Raw genomic sequence first — 14,585 nt, forward strand, 5'->3', positions numbered from 1 at the left:
CGCACCTAGAACGCCGCCCGCTCCGCCAGCCGCCGCGCCTCGCCGGCACGCTCCTCGGCGTCCTCCACGCGCGGGTCGGCCCACGCCTCGGGGCCGTCGGCGATGTTGATCCCGACCAGCGCGGACGCCGACTCGGCGGCGGCCGCCGCGAGCAGGGAGGCGGTGACGGCGTCGCCGGACAGGGCGTCCGGGCCGTGCTCGGCGAGGGCCGCCGCGATCTCGGTGACCCGCACGGCCACGGCGAGGACGTCGAGCGGGACCTGGACGATCGCCTCGGTCGCGCCGGCGTCCCCGCCCGGGGCCTTCCGGGCGGCGAGGAACCCGGCGAACGCCGCGACGTCGTCGTCGGCCAGCCCGAGCGCCCGGGCGCGCAGCCCGTCGAGCTCGTGGGACAGGTCGACGGCCGCCGGGTCGGTCCGGGCGGCCGCCTTCGCGACCTTGCCCGCGAGACCCGCCGCCAGCGCCGCGGTGATCGCCGAGGTCGAGCCGGCCGCCGGCCCGGGCCCCTTCGCCGCCAGCGCGTCGCCGAGCCGCCCGACCGCCACCTCGCCCAGCGGCCGGGGACTCCCGGCCGCCACCTAGAACAGCCCCACGATCGTGCCGTCGGGCTGCACGTCGATCGAGTGCGCGGCGGGCTGCTTGCCCAGGCCCGGCATCGTCCGCATGTCCCCGCAGATCGGGTAGACGAAGCCGGCCCCGACCGAGGCGCGGACCTCGCGGACCGGCATGCGCCAGCCGGTGGGGGCGCCGAGCAGCTTCGGGTCCGACGAGATCGACAGGTGGGTCTTCGCGATGCAGACGGGCAGCCCGCCGAACCCGTTGCGCTCGTAGAGGTCGATCGAGGAGTTCGCGGCCGGGGCGTAGTCGACGCCGTCGGCGCCGTAGACCTTCGTCGCGACGGCCTCGATCTTCTCGCGCAGCGACGCGTCGTCGGGGTAGAGCAGCTGGAAGTCCGACGGCTCCTCCGCGGCCTCCGCGACGGCCTCGGCGAGCTCGGCGGCGCCGCGTCCACCGTCCGCGAAGTGCGTCGACACGGCGACGCGGGCGCCGAGCGACTCGGCGATCTCGCGGATCGCGGCGTGCTCGCTGGGGTGGTCGGTGGGGAACGCGTTGATGCAGACCACCGGGGAGACGCCGTGCAGGCGCATGTTCTCGATCTGCTTGCGCAGGTTCGCCCCGCCGGCGTGGACCTCGTCGGGGTTCTCGGCGAGCAGCGCCTCCGGCAGGTCCTTGCCTGCGACGATCCGGTGGTTCCCGCTGTGTGCCTTCAGCGCGCGGACGGTCGCGACCACGACGGCGGCGTCCGGGGTCATCCCGGAGGCGCGGCACTTGATGTTGAAGAAGCGCTCCGCGCCCATGTCGGCGCCGAACCCGGCCTCGGTGACGAGGAAGTCGCCGGCGTGGATGCCGATGCGGTCGGCGACGATCGAGGAGTTGCCGTGCGCGATGTTGCCGAACGGGCCGGCGTGCACGAGGACCGGCGTGTTCTCCAGGGTCTGCATGAGGTTCGGCTTGAGCGCGTCGCGCATCAGGGCGGCCATGGAGCCCGCGCCGTGGATGTCCTCGGCGGTCACGGCGTCGCCGTCGGGGGTGTAGCCGACGACGATCCGGCCCAGCCGGGCGCGCATCTCCTCGAGCGAGTTCGACAGCGCGAGGATGGCCATGACCTCGGAGGCCGAGGTGATGTCGAAGCCGGACTCGCGCGGCACGCCGTCCATCCGGCCGCCGAGCCCGGTCACGACGTTGCGCAGTGCGCGGTCGTTGACGTCGAGCACCCGCCGCCAGGTGACCCGGTACGGGTCCAGGCCCGCCGCGTTGCCCTGGTACAGGTGGTTGTCCAGTACCGCCGAGAGCATGTTGTGGGCGCTGGTGACGGCGTGGAAGTCGCCGGTGAGGTGGAGGTTGAACTTCTCCATCGGGACGACCTGCGAGTAGCCGCCGCCCGCGGCGCCGCCCTTGATCCCGAACGTGGGCCCCATCGAGGGCTGCCGGATCGCGATGACCCCGCGCTTCCCGACGTGCGAGAACGCCTGCCCCAGCCCGACGGTCGTCGTCGTCTTGCCCTCGCCGAGCGGCGTCGGCGTGATGGCGGTCACCACGACGTACTTGGCCTTCGGCCGGTCCGCCATCACGTCGATCGCGTCGAGCTCGATCTTGGCGACGTCGCGGCCGTGCATCTCCAGCAGGTGGGAGGGCAGGTCCATGGCCGCGGCGACGTCGTCCAGCGGCTTCAGCGTCGCCTTCTGGGCGATCTCGAGGTCGGACGGGATGCTCATGACGGATCACACAAGCAGAGACCGTCCCGGCCGTCGACGCGAAGTGACCTGCGACCGATCGCGGTGGACGGCCGGGGACGGCGGGAACGGCGCGGACGGCACCGCTAGGCGTTCATCCAGAGGCTGCGTCGCTCCTCGTGGGTGCGGGCGTGCGCGATGCGGTCCACGGCCTCGCGCTGTTCCTCGCTCGCGGTGCCCAGGGCGACCGCACGCTCGGCGTCGGCCATCTCGCGGTCGGCGCGCGCCTCGTCGGGGTCGGACGGCGTCGCCGCGATCTGTCCGCGGTGGGCGTCCTCGGGCTCGCCTGCGTACCTGCCGGCCATCGCTGTCCACTCCCTGTCGTCGCACGGTGGGCCCTCTCCTCGAGCCCCGCCGTCGGGTGGATAGACGCAAAGCCCGCGCGACAATCAGGGCTGTGTCCGAGACGACTGCCGCCGCCGTGGTCCTCGCCGGGGGCCGCTCGACCCGGATGGGCCGCGACAAGGCCGCCCTGAGCTGGGGGGACGGCACCCTGCTCGACCACGTGGTCGCGGTCCTGCGCCGCGCGGTGACCGGCCCCGTGGTCGTCGTCGGCGCCGCGGGATTCCCCCGGCCGGTGGACGGCGCCGGGGTCCTCTCCGTCGGCGACGACGAGCCGGGCCGGGGCCCGCTGCAGGGCATCGCCACCGGGCTCACGACGGCGGGTGCGGCGGGCCGCGAGGTCGCCTTCCTGTGCTCGGTCGACCTCCCCGCCCTGCACCCGGCCTACGTGACGGCCGTGCTCGCGGCGCTGGGGGACGCCGGGGACACGGAGGTGGCCCTCCCCGTGCTGCACGGGCACCGGCAGCCGCTCGCCGCCGCCTACCGCACGGTGCTCGGGCCGCGGGCCACGCGGCTCCTCGCGGACGGCGCCCGCCGTCCGGCCGACCTCTTCGCGGCGAGCGTGGTCCGCGAGCTCAGCGCCGCCGACCTGCTCGCCGATCCCGCCCTGCGCGCGGCCGACCCGCAGCTGCGCGCCGTCGCCGACGTGGACACCCCCGAGGAGTACGCCCGCGCCCTCGACCAGCGGTGACGTCCCCGGACGAACCGGACTCGGACCCCTCGTCGGGCCGATGACCGTGGGAGATTGATCGTCATGACGACGGCCCCGCGCTGGCAGCGCTTCCTCGGCGAGTCGGTGGTCGGGATGGCGGTGGCCGCCGTGGTCGTCGGGCTCGGCGCCGGGCTCGGCGCGGTGGTGTTCCGGGAACTGATCTTCCGCGTGACGCGGCTCGTCACCGGCACCACCGACTACGCCGCCACCCCCGGCGCCCCGCTGCCGTGGTGGCCCGAGATCGGGCGGTGGTTCCTCGTGGCCGCCCCCGTCGTCGGCGGGCTGATCTACGGGCCGCTGGTCTACCGCTACGCCCGCGAGGCGCGCGGGCACGGTGTCCCCGAGGTGATGCTCGCGGTCGCGGAGAACGACGGCCGCATCCGGCCCCGCGTCGCCGTCGTGAAGTCCCTCGCGTCCGCCCTGACCATCGGCACCGGCGGCTCGGTCGGCCGCGAGGGACCGATCGTCCAGATCGGCTCGGCGATCGGCTCGAGCCTCGGGCAGTGGATGCGCATGCCGACCTCGCGGCTGCGGCTGCTCGTCGCCTGCGGGGCGGGCGGCGGGATCTCGGCGACCTTCGACGCGCCCATCTCCGGCGTGTTCTTCGCCCTCGAGATCATCCTGCTCGACTTCACGATGCTCTCGTTCGTCGTGGTGGTCACCGCGTCCGCGGTCGCGAACCTCGTCGCCCGGGCGTTCGAGGGCTCGGGGACGTTCCTGACGCTCCCCCCGTTCTCCGTCGACTCCTTCGCCCAGTTCGCGCTGTTCGCCGTCGTCGGGCTCGTCGGGGCCCTCGTCGGCGTGGCGTTCACCCGCACCCTCTACGGCCTCGAGGACCTCGCCGACTCGGTGTGGAGGGGACCGGAGTGGCTGCGCCCCGCGGTCGGCGGGGTGCTCGTCGGCCTCCTGCTCGTCGCGCTGCCCGAGATGTACGGCGTCGGCTACCCCGTGCTGCAGGCCGGTGTGGCCGGCCAGTACGCGGTCGGGTTCCTGCTGGTCCTGCTCGTCGGCAAGCTGCTCACCACGAGCCTCACGTTGGCCATCGGCGGCTCGGGCGGCATCTTCGCGCCGTCGCTGTTCCTCGGCGCCATGACCGGCACCGCCCTCGGCGCCGCCTTCGCCGCCGTCGCACCGGGCGTGGCGGGCCCGGCGGGTGCCTACGGCCTCGTCGGGATGGCCGCGGTGCTCGCGGGCGCGACGCGCGCACCGATCACGGCGGTCGTCATCGTCGCGGAGATCACCGCCGAGTGGTCGCTGGTCGTCCCGCTGATGATCGCCGTCGCGCTCGCGACCGCGCTGTCGCGCCTCGTGTCCCGCGAGACGATCTACACGATGAAGCTCTCGCGCCGCGGGATCCGGCTCACCCCGCCGGGCGCGCGCGAGTGGCGGCCCTTCGGTCCCGGCGAGGTGCTCGACCTGCCCGAGGAGCGGTGCCTGGTCCGGCTGCCCGTCGGGGCGACGGAGCCCGCCGACGGGGCGTGGGTCCCGCCGCCCGCGTTCGCGCGGCTCGACGGCGGGGCGCACGATGCGCGGGTGCTCCTCACCGGCCCGGCCGACGCCCTCGACGACCTCGCGGCCTCGCTGCGCCCCGAGGCCGGGCGATGAGGCGCGGCGCGGCGCTCGCGGCCGTGCTCGCCGCCGTCCTGCTGGGCGTGCTCGCGGGCTGCGGGGGCTCCGGGCCCGCCAGCATCCCGTCCGGGCAGTCCTCGGAGGCCGCCGCACCCGGCGTCGAGAACCGCTCGCCCGACGCGGCGCGGAACAAACTGCGCCTGGCCCTCGCCGACCCCTGCTACACCGACGCCGACCCGCGCGCGGTGTGGCCGCGCTGCGGGCGCTGGGTGGAGGAGACGGCCTCGACCGCGCGCACCGCCGCGAACGCCCTGCCCTCCGACCCGGCCGTGACCGCCGCCGTCGCCGCGGTGGGTCAGGCGCGGGACGCGTACGTCGCCCGGGGCTGCCCCGCCACCGCGCCCGGCGGCACGATCGATGTCGGCGCCTGCGTGGGCGGGCTCGTCACCGCCCGGACCGCCGTCACGGGCCTCGCCCGGGCCCTCGGGTCGGCGCCCTGATCACCGGAGGCTCCCGGGCCTCGCCGCGGGCCCTAGGGTCGGCCGCATGAGCAGCCTGACCGACCCCGCCGTCCGGGACTTCCTGAGCCACGGCACCCGCACCGGCAAGCTCGGCTGGACCGCGCGCGACGGCCGGCCGCTCGTCGCGCCGATCTGGTTCCTGCTCGAGGGCGACACGCTGGTGTTCAACACCGGCCGCGACACCGCGAAGGGCAAGGCGCTCGCCCGCGACCCCCGGGTGGTGCTCTGCGTCGACCTCGAGGAGCCGCCGTTCGCGTTCGTGCAGGTCCAGGGCACGGTGACGCTGTCGGAGGAGCCCGACGAACTGCTCCGCACGGCCACCGAGCTCGGCGGGCGCTACATGGGCGCCGACCGGGCGGAGGAGTTCGGCCGGCGCAACGCGGTGCCCGGCGAGCTCGTCGTCCGGATCACCCCGACGAAGGTGCTGGCCTCGTTGGACATGACCGCGTGAGGCCCGCGCTCGCGGAGGAGTTCGATCTCGAGCCCCATCCCGAGGGCGGCTGGTTCCGGCAGCTGTGGGCCGCACCCGTCGTCGTGCACCCCGCCGGGTACGACGGTGAACGGCCCACCGCGACCGCCATCCACTACGTCCTCGCGCCCGGCGAGCGCTCGGGCTGGCACCGGGTGCGGTCGGACGAGCTGTGGCTCTGGCAGCGGGGCGGTCCGATCTCGGTGTGGGTCGCCGACGCCCCCGGGGGCGGCGTGGAGCACCGGCTCGGGCCCGACGCCGGGCTCGCCGTCCTCGTGCCCGGCGGCGCCTGGCAGCGCGCCGAGCCGGCCGACGCCGAGGTGCTCGTGACCTGCGTGGTCTCCCCCGGGTTCGACTACGCCGACTGGGAGCTCTCCGACGGCTGAGCCCGGGTCGCCGTCCAGAGCAGGTACTCCCACTCCATGATCCCGTCGGCCAGGGCCTCGTCGCCGAGCCGGGCGAGGTCACGGTCCAGCGCGGCGGCGCGGTCCGGGTCGTCGACCAGGGAGGCGTAGACACCGATCGTGGGCCCGTAGTGGGCACGGAAGTAGTCGCGGAACGCGTCCCCGTCGGCGAAGCGCTCCACGCGCAGCGTCCGGCGCTGCGCCACGACGTCGGTCACCCCGGCGCCGAGGAGGTCCTGCAGGTGCTGCTCCGAGCCCCACAGGACCGGGGGCTGCGCGCCGGGGGGCGGGGCGGGCGCGTACGGCCGCATCGTGGCGAACATCCGCCCGACGAAGCCCTCGGGCGTCCAGGAGAGCAGCCCGATCCGCCCGCCGGGACGACAGGTCCGCAGGAGTTCGTCCGCGCAGCGCCGGTGGTCGGGGGCGAACATCACGCCGATGCACGACATGACGACGTCGAAGTCCGCGTCCTCGAACGGCAGCGCCGCGGCGTCCGCCTCCTCCCACTGCAGGGTGAGGCCCTCCGCCTCCGCCTCGGCCCGACCGACGGCGAGCAGGTCGGGCACGAGGTCGGAGGCGACCACGGTGGCACCCGTGCGGGCGGCCGGGCGCGCGGCGTTCCCGGCACCCGCGGCGACGTCGAGGACACCGTGGTGCGGGCCGATCCGGCACGCCTCGACGAGGACCGGTCCGAGCGGGGCGACGACGTCGCGCGCGATGCGGGGGTAGTCGCCGGACGCCCAGACGGCGCGGTGACGGGCGGTGACGGCCTGAGCGTCCATGGTGGTCACGATGAGTGTCCTTCCGGTCGGAGTGGTCTCCGAAGGTAGGAATCAGGCCGGGTTCCGCCTAGTGCGAGATGTGTACCGATCACCGTGTGTCACGGCTACGCTGCGTAGGATGGAGGGCGGCGACCATCGGTGCTGCGCGGTCGCGAAGGCCGTGGAACTGCTCGACGAGCGGTGGACGATGCTCGTCGTCCGCGAGCTGGTGGCCGGGCGACGGCACTTCAACGAGCTCCGCCGCGGCCTGCCCGGGTGCTCGCCCTCGCTGCTGTCGAAGCGTCTGCACCACCTGCGTCGGGCGGGTGTGGTGGAGCGCCGCACCGACGGCGCCGAGGTGCGCTACGAGCTGACGCCCGCGGGCGAGGACCTGCGGGCCGTCGTCGACGCCCTCGGGGCCTGGGGCGCCCGCTGGGCCCACGACGCCGACTGTCGCGGACCGTGCGCGTCGGTGGCCCGGGTCGGCGGGGGTCAGCCGCCGTCGGCGGGCTGCTGAGCCGGCTGCTCGGCCTGCTCCTCCGGCTGCCCGGCCCCGGGGGCCTGCGGGGCCGCGCCCTCGGCGGGGGCACCGGGCTCCGCGGGTGCGGGCTCCGGGGCGGGGCCCGCGCTCGGGGTCGGCGGGGCCGAACTGGTGGCCTCGGGCGCCTTCGTCGCGCTGGTCGGGGCGGCGGTCGTCGAGGAGGCCTGCTGGCCCTCGCCGGTGGCGGTGGTGCCCGGGTCGGTGCCCGCGACCGGGACGAACTCGCCGAAGGTCTGCTTCGGCGTGCCCTGCACCGCGCCGTTCATGAAGGTCTGCCAGATGTCGCTGGGGATCCCGTGGCCGTACACCGGGCGGCCGTCCGGGTACTGGATCGGGGTGTTGTCGTCGGTGCCGACCCACACCGAGGCGACGACCGACGGGGTGTAGCCGACCATCCAGGCGTCGTTGTTCTGGTTGTCCAGGTGCGACTGGACGGTGCCGGTCTTGCCGGCCGAGAGGCGGCCGCCGGCGAGCTGGGCGCCGTCGTAGGTCGGGACGTCGCGCATGGCCTCGGTGACGTTGCGGGCGACCTTCGGGTCCATCCGCTGCTCGCCCTGCTCGGCCGCGCCGTCGTAGAGGACCTCACCGCTCGCCGTCGTGACCTTCTGGACGAGGTGCGGCTTGTGGTAGACGCCGTCGTTGGCGAACGTCGCGTACGCCGCCGCCATCTCGACCGGGGTGACCTCGGCGTTGCCCAGCGCGAGCCCGGAGTTCGGGTTCTCCAGCTTGGCCGTGATCCCCGCCTGGTGGGCGGCGTCCGCCACCGCCTGCGGGCCGACCTCGTTGCCCAGCGCGGTGAACACCACGTTGTTCGACAGGGTCATCGCGCGCTTGAGCGAGCAGTTGCTGCAGTCCGCGCCCTCGACGTTGCGCACCGTCCTCCCGGCCACCGACTGGCCGTCGAACTGGGTGCTGATGCCGATCGGCGGGTCGTGCTGCAGGGCGGCGAGCAGGACGAACGGCTTGAACGTCGACCCGGCCTGCTTCTGCACCTGGGCGTAGTCCAGGCCCGACCCGTTGTCGCCGCCGTAGTAGGCGACGATCGCGCCGGTGCGGGGGTCGATGGACACCGCGGCGGTCCGCAGGTTGGCCGGCTTGCCCCGCAGCTCGTCGCGCACCGACTCGACCGCGTCGGCCTGCTTCTCCGGGTCGATCGTCGTCTGGATCTGCAGGCCCTCGGTGACGAGCGCGTCCTCGTCGATCCCGAGGGTCTTCAGCTCGTCCTTCACCGCGTTGTAGATGTGGCCGCGGTCGTCGTCCGGGACGCCGTTGCCGACCTTGCGCGGCGGGACCGTCATCGGGAAGGTCGCGACCGCGCGGTCGCCGGCCGACAGCCAGCCCTGCGAGACCATGCCGTCGAGCACGTAGTTCCAGCGGCGCTGCGAGCCCTGCAGGTTCACCGCCGGGTCCCACTGCGACGGCGCCTGGATGAGGCCCGCGATCATCGCGCCCTCGGCGGGCGTGAGCTGGTCGACCGACTTCGCGAAGTACGCCTGCGACGCCGCCTGGATGCCGTAGGCGCCGCGGCCGAAGTAGATGCTGTTGAGGTAGTCCTCGAGGACCTGGTCCTTCGAGTACTCCTGGGTGATCTTCGCCGAGATGATCAGCTCTTTGAACTTGCGGAAGTACGAGTGCTCGGAGCCGACCATCGCGTTCTTGACGTACTGCTGCGTGATCGTCGACCCGCCGCCCTGCCCGCCGGTGACCTGCTTCCAGGCCGCCTTCGCGATGCCGGAGACGTCGAACCCGGAGTTCGTGTAGAAGGTGCGGTCCTCCGCGGAGAGCACCGCGTGCTGCACCGGCAGCGGGATCTGCGTGATCGACACCTTCTGGCGGTTGCCCTGCTCGCCGGGCGCGACGCGGGCGAGCACCGTCCCGTCGGAGAACGAGACCGTGTTCAGCTGGCTCTCGACCGCCGAGTCCGCGTTGGGCACCGGGATCAGCAGCCACCCGAGGGTGAGCGAGAGCGCCGGGACCCCGATCACGGTGGCCAGGGCCGCGTAGCCCATCCGCCGACGCCGCCGCCACAGCCGCGCCGCCACCGGCAGCGACTCGCCGTCCCGGCCGTCGAGGTAGCGCTGCACGTGTCCGTCGACCCAGTGGCCCGCGCGGACCAGGCGCTCCCCGCCCGGCCAGTGCACGACCTTCGCCGCCACCGCCGCCACCAGCGCGGCGACCGCGGCGGCGATCCGACCGCGCGGCGGCGCGGGCCGGTCGTCCCGCGCCGCGGCGGCGGGACGGCTGATCCGGGTGCGCCCGGGCGTCGCGCGGGTGGTGCGGGTCGCGGCGCGGCCGGCGGCCCGCGCGAGGCCGTCCTTGCCCGCCGCGCGGCGCTCGGCCCGCGTCTGCATCGACTGCGGGGTCGAGCCGGTGCGACGGGCCGTGGTGGTCGTGGAGGTGGTCGTTCCCGACGAGGCCCGGGTCGGCCCGGCCGCCCCGTCCTTCTCCCGGCCATCCTTCCCGACGGCGGGTGCGATGGCCGTGCCGTCGGGCGTCCGCTTCGGCGCGGACTCCTCGTGGTCGTCGAGCACCGTCGGCGTCGGGGAGGCCCCGGCCACCGCCGAGGGTGCCCGCTGATCAACGGCGGGGCCGCCGGACCGCGCCGGCGGGCCCGATCGGGACCCGGTGGCCGGGGCGCCCGGACGCTGCGACCCGCTCGGCCGGGCGGGCGCCGGGGCGCCCGGGGCCGGGGCGCCCGGGGCCGGGGAGGGCGCTGCCGTCCCGGGACCGGCGGGCGTCGGCGAGCCGCCGGGACGGACCGGGCCGGGCGGGCGGGTCGGTGCGGGGGCCGCGGCGGCGCGGGCACCCGGCCGCGCCGGCGACCCGGGCTGCGCGGGAGCGGCGGGCTCCGCCGGAGCCGGAGCCGGAGCGGCGGACCGGGCCGGGGCACCGGGCTGCGCCGGGGCACCGGGCTGCGCCGGAGCACCGGGCTGGGCCGGAGCGCCCGACCGGGCCGGAGCACCGGGGCGGACCGGGGCCGCGCCGGTGACGGGCGGCGCGCCGGGCACGGGCCGGGCGGGTGCCGCCGGGGCGCCCGGGCGGGCCGTGCCACCGGGACGGACCGGGGCCGGCACGACCGGCCGGGGCTGGGGCCCGGAGTCGGTGCGGGCACCCGGGACCGCGCGCGAGCCGGTGAGCCCGGTGGGGGCGGGCTCGGAGCCCGGGAAGGACGGGTGGCTCGTGGGACGCCGGGTCGGAGCGGCGGGCCCGGCGGGGCCGCGGCCGGTCGGACCCTCGGGCAGCGGCGGCGCCGGGGGCGGCGGCACGGCGGGGGGCGGCTGGAGCGCCGTCGAGCGGGCGCCGGCCGGGCGGGACCCGGTCAGCAGGCCGCCGCGCGCGGACGAGGCGCTCCGGGTGGCCGTGCCGGACGTCGCCGGGACGGCCGCGGGCGCCGGGGCGGCGGCGCGGAAGGACGCCGAGGAGAGCGCGTTCGGGAAACCGATCGGCGGGGAGGGCGGCGCGGGGTCGTCGGCCGGGCGGGGCCGGAAGATCTCGCCGTAGTCGCGGTCGCGGTCCGCGTCGTCGCCGCCGGTCGCCGGGGGCGGGGGGACCTCGAGGGGCTCCGGGCGCTCGTGACGCGAGGACCGGGAATGCGCTCCCGCCACCGCTCCACCTCCCGCGTCCACCAGAGCGGGGCGACCCCCGCCGGTCTCGATTGGATCACGATCCGGTCACTCTCCGATCACGGTCCCCCGGGGTGGAACCGTGTGTCGGAGGGGCCGCCGGGCAGGCGATCCCGAGGAGGCCAACGGCAGGCCGACGACACGGATACAGGGGGAACGTGGCGCGCTCCGTGACCGGATGGAAACATGCGGCGAGCGGTGTCCGGTCGCGCTCGGATGGGCGACACTGTCCTCCGCTCGCGGGAGATCGGCCGGTCGCCGATCGGCGCCCGCACCCCGGCGGGACGACGACGAGAGGTGGCCCATGACCGACGCGGACGATCCCTCCGGGGACGCGCCGGGCCCGTCGGATCCCCCGGGCGCGGACCGGCCGGGGCTCGTCGCGGGCGAGGCCGCCGCCATCGCCCGGTTCGGTGACGGACCCGCCCTCTTCTCGGCCGACATCCCGGCCCCGCGCCACCCGCACGTCGGCCCGCTGCTGCCTCATCGGCGGCTCGCCTTCCGCGCCGAGCCCGGCCGGGAGGACGCGGCCGTGCCCGCGACCGGCGCCGCGCGGCCGTCGGGGGAGCTGGTCCTCGCCCCGCGGCACCTGCCGGCGCGTCCGGTCGAGGACCTCGCGAGCCGCTGGCGCCGGGTGGGCGCCGCCGCCCGCCGCGGCGTGGCCGTGGCGGTCGACTGGACCGCGCGCGGCGTGGTCGCGGCCGTGAGCGCGCTCGGGACCGCGGCCAACGTCGTCGTCGGCCTGATCTTCGGGCCCGAGCGCCCCGCCCTGCCGGAGGGCCGTCGTTAGAGCTGGACGCCCCGGGTCAGCGCGCCGTCGACCACGAGGTTGGTGCCCGTGACGAACGACGCGACCGGGCTGGCGAGGAAGGTGACCGCCACCGCGATCTCCTCCGGGCGCGCCATCCGGCCCGTCGGGTTCAGCGCGAGGGCCCGGTCGTAGAGGTCCGGGTCGCCGGACTCGATCGACTCCCACACCCCGCCCGCGAAGTAGGTGTTGCCCGGGGAGACCGAGTTGGCGCGGACCCGGCCGGCGAGCTGGTGGGCGAGACCCTGCGTGTAGTGCACGATCGCGCCCTTGAACGTCCCGTAGGGCCCGGCGGCGAAGTCGATCTCACGGCCGGAGACGCTCGAGATCGTCACGATCGACCCGACGTCGGAGGCCTCGAGGGACGGCAGCGCCGCCTCCACCAGCCGCACGGTGCCGAGCATGTCGGTGCGGAAGGACGCCTCCCAGTTCTCCTCGGTGGGCGGGATGGCCAGCGCGGACACGTTGGCCACCACCACGTCGATCCCGCCGAGCTCCCGGGCGCACCCGGTGACCCAGGCGCGCAGGGCGTCGCCGTCGGCCACGTCGACCGCGGCGCCGCGCACGTCGTGGCCGGCCGCGGTGAGCTCGGCGACGGTCGCGTCGACGCCCTCGGCCCCGCGCGCGCAGAACGCGACCGTGGCGCCCTCCCCGGCGAGGCTCTCCACCACGGCCCGCCCGATGCCCTTGCTGCCGCCGGTCACCAGGGCCCGCCGGCCGCGGAGCTGCAGGTCCATCGATCTCCCTAGAGGTCGGCCGCGCGGGCGCGCAGCGCTGCGTGCAGCCCGTCGTAGGGCTCGACGCGGGGCAGGAACGCCTTGGACACCTTGGTCACGGCGCTGTAGTTGGTGTCGACCACGTTGGCGAGCGGGGCCAGCGAGATCTGGGTGAGCAGCTCGTAGGCGTCGAGCCGGTCGAGGCCGTGCAGCGTGCCGAGCCAGGAGATCATCTCCTTCTGCCCGATCCGCCACGCGTCCTCGAGCGGGCGGGACGAGCCGACGGTGATCAGCTCGTCGTCGCTCTCGATCCGCGGCCACAGCGGCGCCGGGGCGACGTCGGCCTTGACGAGCTCCACGATCAGGGTCACGTGCATCGCGCCCTCGACCGCGGTGCCGCACGACTCGCCCTCGCCCTGGCGGTAGTGCCCGTCGCCCACCGAGAACAGGGCTCCCGGCTCGTTCACCGGCAGGTAGCAGGTGACGCCCGCCCGCATCTCGGGCGTGTCCATGTTGCCGCCGAACGCGTCGGGGGTCAGCGACGAGCGCACCTCGCGGGCGGCCGGCGCCACCCCGACCGTCCCCAGCATCGGCGCCACCGGCAGGTCGACCGAGAACTCGCTGCGCCGGGCGACGAAGGTGACGGTGCCGCGCGTCCGGTCCAGCTCGTAGATCCAGGTGAGCTCGGGCAGCGGGTCGTCGAGCAGGGCGGTCCGGTCGGTACCCGTGAGGCCGCCGAAGAAGGGCACGAGCGTGGAGGCGCCCCAGTCGCGGGCCGGGGTGAGGTCGACCAGGTGGAGCACGAGCGTGTCACCGGGCTCGGCGCCGCCGACGGCGAACGGCCCGGTCTGGGGGTTGAGGAAACGCGGGTCGAGCACCGCGCTCGGCAGGTCGGTGACCGCGCGGATGCGTCCACCGAAGGCGTCGTCGCACCAGAGCCGCATCACCGTGCCCGGCTCGACCTCCCGGACGGGGGCGACCCCGCCGAAGGTCCACGCGTACTGGTCGGGGGTCGGTGTGAACTCGAGCTCGGTCACCGCGGCTGGATCTCGCCCATCGGACCGAACCCGTCGTGCGGGGTGTCGATGTAGAGGATCTGCGGCTGGGCGGACACGAGGTCGGGCATCCGCTCGAAGAACTCCTTCACGTACGGCTGCGAGGTGTGCGTCGAGCCGGCGTCGGCGTCCCGGAAGCCCTCGATGCAGACGTACTCGTTCTCGTCGGTGAGGCTGCGGGAGAACTTGAAGTACAGGCAGCCCTCCTCGGCGTTCACGTTCCGCGCGTAGGAGTCCGCCAGCGCCAACCAGTCGTCGGTCCTCTCCGGCCGGATCTGCATGACGATGTTGATGACGATCACGGCGGGCTCCCTCGGCGCGACGGCGGTGGCTGCCCAGCCTGGTGGGTCGACGCCCCGTGGTCCAGCGCTAGTAGTGGTCGGCGCCGGTCAGCTGGTGCTCGAGGCGGTCCGCCGTCTCCGTGACGAGGCGGAACGGGCCCTCGAACTCCGCGAAGGTCAGGTCCTCGAGCGGCGCGGCGTGCCGGAACACTGCCGTCCCGCGCACCGCGACGGCGCCCCCGACGACGGCCTCCTCGGCCAGCTCGAGCAGGCGGCGGGCGTCGATGTCGTCGAGCCGGGCGATGGGCGACTCGATCTGGATCCAGTCGTGGCCGTCGACCTCGCCCCGGTGGTGGACGTACACGAGCTGGTCCCGGTCGTCGGTGGTCGGCAGGCGGAAGGTCAGGTTGTCGGCGTCCTGCGCCATCACCTCGTAGCGGACCCGGACCCACAGCACGAGGTCGTCCCAGCTGGCCACGGACACTCCCC

General features: G+C 75.5%; 16 protein-coding genes. 7 read left to right on the forward strand and 9 right to left on the reverse strand.

Going from position 1 to position 14,585, the window contains the following annotated elements:
• Positions 1–5: 5 nt before the first annotated feature.
• The 3 genes from LN037_RS14610 to LN037_RS14620 form a co-directional block, all read right to left on the reverse strand.
• Entirely contained in the window at positions 6–578 is a 573-nt protein-coding gene (locus tag LN037_RS14610; RefSeq protein WP_230753799.1) for a cyclodeaminase/cyclohydrolase family protein, read from the reverse strand.
• Positions 579–2,276 (reverse strand): formate--tetrahydrofolate ligase, encoded by a 1,698-nt coding sequence (locus LN037_RS14615; RefSeq protein ID WP_230753802.1) that lies wholly within the window; start codon positions 2,274–2,276, stop codon positions 579–581.
• 104 nt (positions 2,277–2,380) lie between these two features.
• Positions 2,381–2,599 carry a hypothetical protein gene (locus LN037_RS14620; protein WP_230753804.1) on the reverse strand — a complete coding sequence of 73 codons (219 nt, stop codon included), beginning with the start codon at positions 2,597–2,599 and terminating at the stop codon, positions 2,381–2,383.
• A gap of 92 nt (positions 2,600–2,691) precedes the next feature.
• On the opposite strand from LN037_RS14620, the gene mobA reads away from it, so the two are divergent.
• From mobA to LN037_RS14645, 5 genes are all read left to right on the forward strand, one after another.
• Entirely contained in the window at positions 2,692–3,327 is a 636-nt protein-coding gene (gene mobA / locus LN037_RS14625; RefSeq protein ID WP_230753806.1) for a molybdenum cofactor guanylyltransferase, read from the forward strand.
• A 63-nt stretch (positions 3,328–3,390) separates the two neighbouring features.
• A complete protein-coding gene (locus tag LN037_RS14630; protein ID WP_230753808.1) occupies positions 3,391–4,953 on the forward strand; it encodes a chloride channel protein in 1,563 nt (520 codons plus the stop codon).
• Positions 4,950–5,417, forward strand: a complete 468-nt coding sequence (locus LN037_RS14635; RefSeq protein WP_230753810.1) for a hypothetical protein — start codon at positions 4,950–4,952, stop codon at positions 5,415–5,417. The genes LN037_RS14630 and LN037_RS14635 overlap by 4 nt, the downstream gene beginning before the upstream one ends.
• 46 nt (positions 5,418–5,463) lie before the next feature.
• On the forward strand, positions 5,464–5,889 hold the full coding sequence (locus tag LN037_RS14640) for a PPOX class F420-dependent oxidoreductase (RefSeq protein WP_230753812.1): 426 nt from the start codon (positions 5,464–5,466) through the stop codon (positions 5,887–5,889).
• Entirely contained in the window at positions 5,886–6,293 is a 408-nt protein-coding gene (locus LN037_RS14645) for a cupin domain-containing protein (protein ID WP_230753814.1), read from the forward strand. Before LN037_RS14640 ends, LN037_RS14645 begins: the two co-directional genes overlap by 4 nt.
• On the opposite strand, the gene LN037_RS14650 is transcribed toward LN037_RS14645, so the two are convergent.
• The gene (locus LN037_RS14650) at positions 6,263–7,093 is read right to left on the reverse strand and encodes a class I SAM-dependent methyltransferase (protein WP_230753816.1); all 831 of its coding nucleotides are present in this window, start codon (positions 7,091–7,093) and stop codon (positions 6,263–6,265) included. The genes LN037_RS14645 and LN037_RS14650 overlap by 31 nt on opposite strands.
• A gap of 118 nt (positions 7,094–7,211) precedes the next feature.
• On the opposite strand from LN037_RS14650, the gene LN037_RS14655 reads away from it, so the two are divergent.
• Positions 7,212–7,589, forward strand: a complete 378-nt coding sequence (locus tag LN037_RS14655; RefSeq protein ID WP_230753819.1) for a winged helix-turn-helix transcriptional regulator — start codon at positions 7,212–7,214, stop codon at positions 7,587–7,589.
• Here the strand turns inward: LN037_RS14655 and LN037_RS33615 are convergent.
• On the reverse strand, positions 7,565–11,218 hold the full coding sequence (locus LN037_RS33615) for a transglycosylase domain-containing protein (RefSeq protein ID WP_230753821.1): 3,654 nt from the start codon (positions 11,216–11,218) through the stop codon (positions 7,565–7,567). The genes LN037_RS14655 and LN037_RS33615 overlap by 25 nt on opposite strands.
• 322 nt (positions 11,219–11,540) lie before the next feature.
• Here LN037_RS33615 and LN037_RS14665 point away from each other — a divergent pair, with 322 nt between their 5' ends.
• Positions 11,541–12,026, forward strand: coding sequence for a hypothetical protein (locus LN037_RS14665; protein WP_230753823.1), 486 nt, complete (start codon positions 11,541–11,543; stop codon positions 12,024–12,026).
• On the opposite strand, the gene LN037_RS14670 is transcribed toward LN037_RS14665, so the two are convergent.
• The 4 genes from LN037_RS14670 to LN037_RS14685 all read right to left on the reverse strand — a co-directional run bounded on the left by LN037_RS14670 (position 12,023) and on the right by LN037_RS14685 (position 14,574).
• Positions 12,023–12,781 (reverse strand): SDR family NAD(P)-dependent oxidoreductase, encoded by a 759-nt coding sequence (locus tag LN037_RS14670; RefSeq protein ID WP_230753826.1) that lies wholly within the window; start codon positions 12,779–12,781, stop codon positions 12,023–12,025. The two genes, LN037_RS14665 and LN037_RS14670, sit on opposite strands and share 4 nt — an antisense overlap.
• A gap of 8 nt (positions 12,782–12,789) precedes the next feature.
• Positions 12,790–13,797 carry an acetamidase/formamidase family protein gene (locus tag LN037_RS14675; RefSeq protein ID WP_230753828.1) on the reverse strand — a complete coding sequence of 336 codons (1,008 nt, stop codon included), beginning with the start codon at positions 13,795–13,797 and terminating at the stop codon, positions 12,790–12,792.
• On the reverse strand, positions 13,794–14,117 hold the full coding sequence (locus tag LN037_RS14680) for a putative quinol monooxygenase (protein WP_230753829.1): 324 nt from the start codon (positions 14,115–14,117) through the stop codon (positions 13,794–13,796). The genes LN037_RS14675 and LN037_RS14680 overlap by 4 nt, the downstream gene beginning before the upstream one ends.
• A gap of 67 nt (positions 14,118–14,184) precedes the next feature.
• On the reverse strand, positions 14,185–14,574 hold the full coding sequence (locus tag LN037_RS14685) for a type III secretion system chaperone family protein (RefSeq protein ID WP_230753831.1): 390 nt from the start codon (positions 14,572–14,574) through the stop codon (positions 14,185–14,187).
• Between the last annotated feature and the right edge of the window lie 11 nt (positions 14,575–14,585).

It is taken from the genome of Actinomycetospora soli (genome assembly GCF_021026295.1).
Classification (GTDB): Bacteria; Actinomycetota; Actinomycetes; order Mycobacteriales; family Pseudonocardiaceae; genus Actinomycetospora; species Actinomycetospora soli.

Excerpts from the sequence above, each read along its gene's own strand:
- LN037_RS14620 (WP_230753804.1), bottom strand. The coding sequence starts at position 2,599 with ATGGCCGGCAGGTACGCAGGCGAGCCCGAGGACGCCCACCGCGGACAG.
- LN037_RS14655 (WP_230753819.1), top strand. The coding sequence starts at position 7,212 with ATGGAGGGCGGCGACCATCGGTGCTGCGCGGTCGCGAAGGCCGTGGAA.
- LN037_RS14635 (WP_230753810.1), top strand. The coding sequence starts at position 4,950 with ATGAGGCGCGGCGCGGCGCTCGCGGCCGTGCTCGCCGCCGTCCTGCTG.
- LN037_RS14670 (WP_230753826.1), bottom strand. The coding sequence starts at position 12,781 with ATGGACCTGCAGCTCCGCGGCCGGCGGGCCCTGGTGACCGGCGGCAGC.
- LN037_RS14640 (WP_230753812.1), top strand. The coding sequence starts at position 5,464 with ATGAGCAGCCTGACCGACCCCGCCGTCCGGGACTTCCTGAGCCACGGC.
- LN037_RS14615 (WP_230753802.1), bottom strand. The coding sequence starts at position 2,276 with ATGAGCATCCCGTCCGACCTCGAGATCGCCCAGAAGGCGACGCTGAAG.
- LN037_RS14665 (WP_230753823.1), top strand. The coding sequence starts at position 11,541 with ATGACCGACGCGGACGATCCCTCCGGGGACGCGCCGGGCCCGTCGGAT.
- LN037_RS14650 (WP_230753816.1), bottom strand. The coding sequence starts at position 7,093 with ATGGACGCTCAGGCCGTCACCGCCCGTCACCGCGCCGTCTGGGCGTCC.
- LN037_RS14630 (WP_230753808.1), top strand. The coding sequence starts at position 3,391 with ATGACGACGGCCCCGCGCTGGCAGCGCTTCCTCGGCGAGTCGGTGGTC.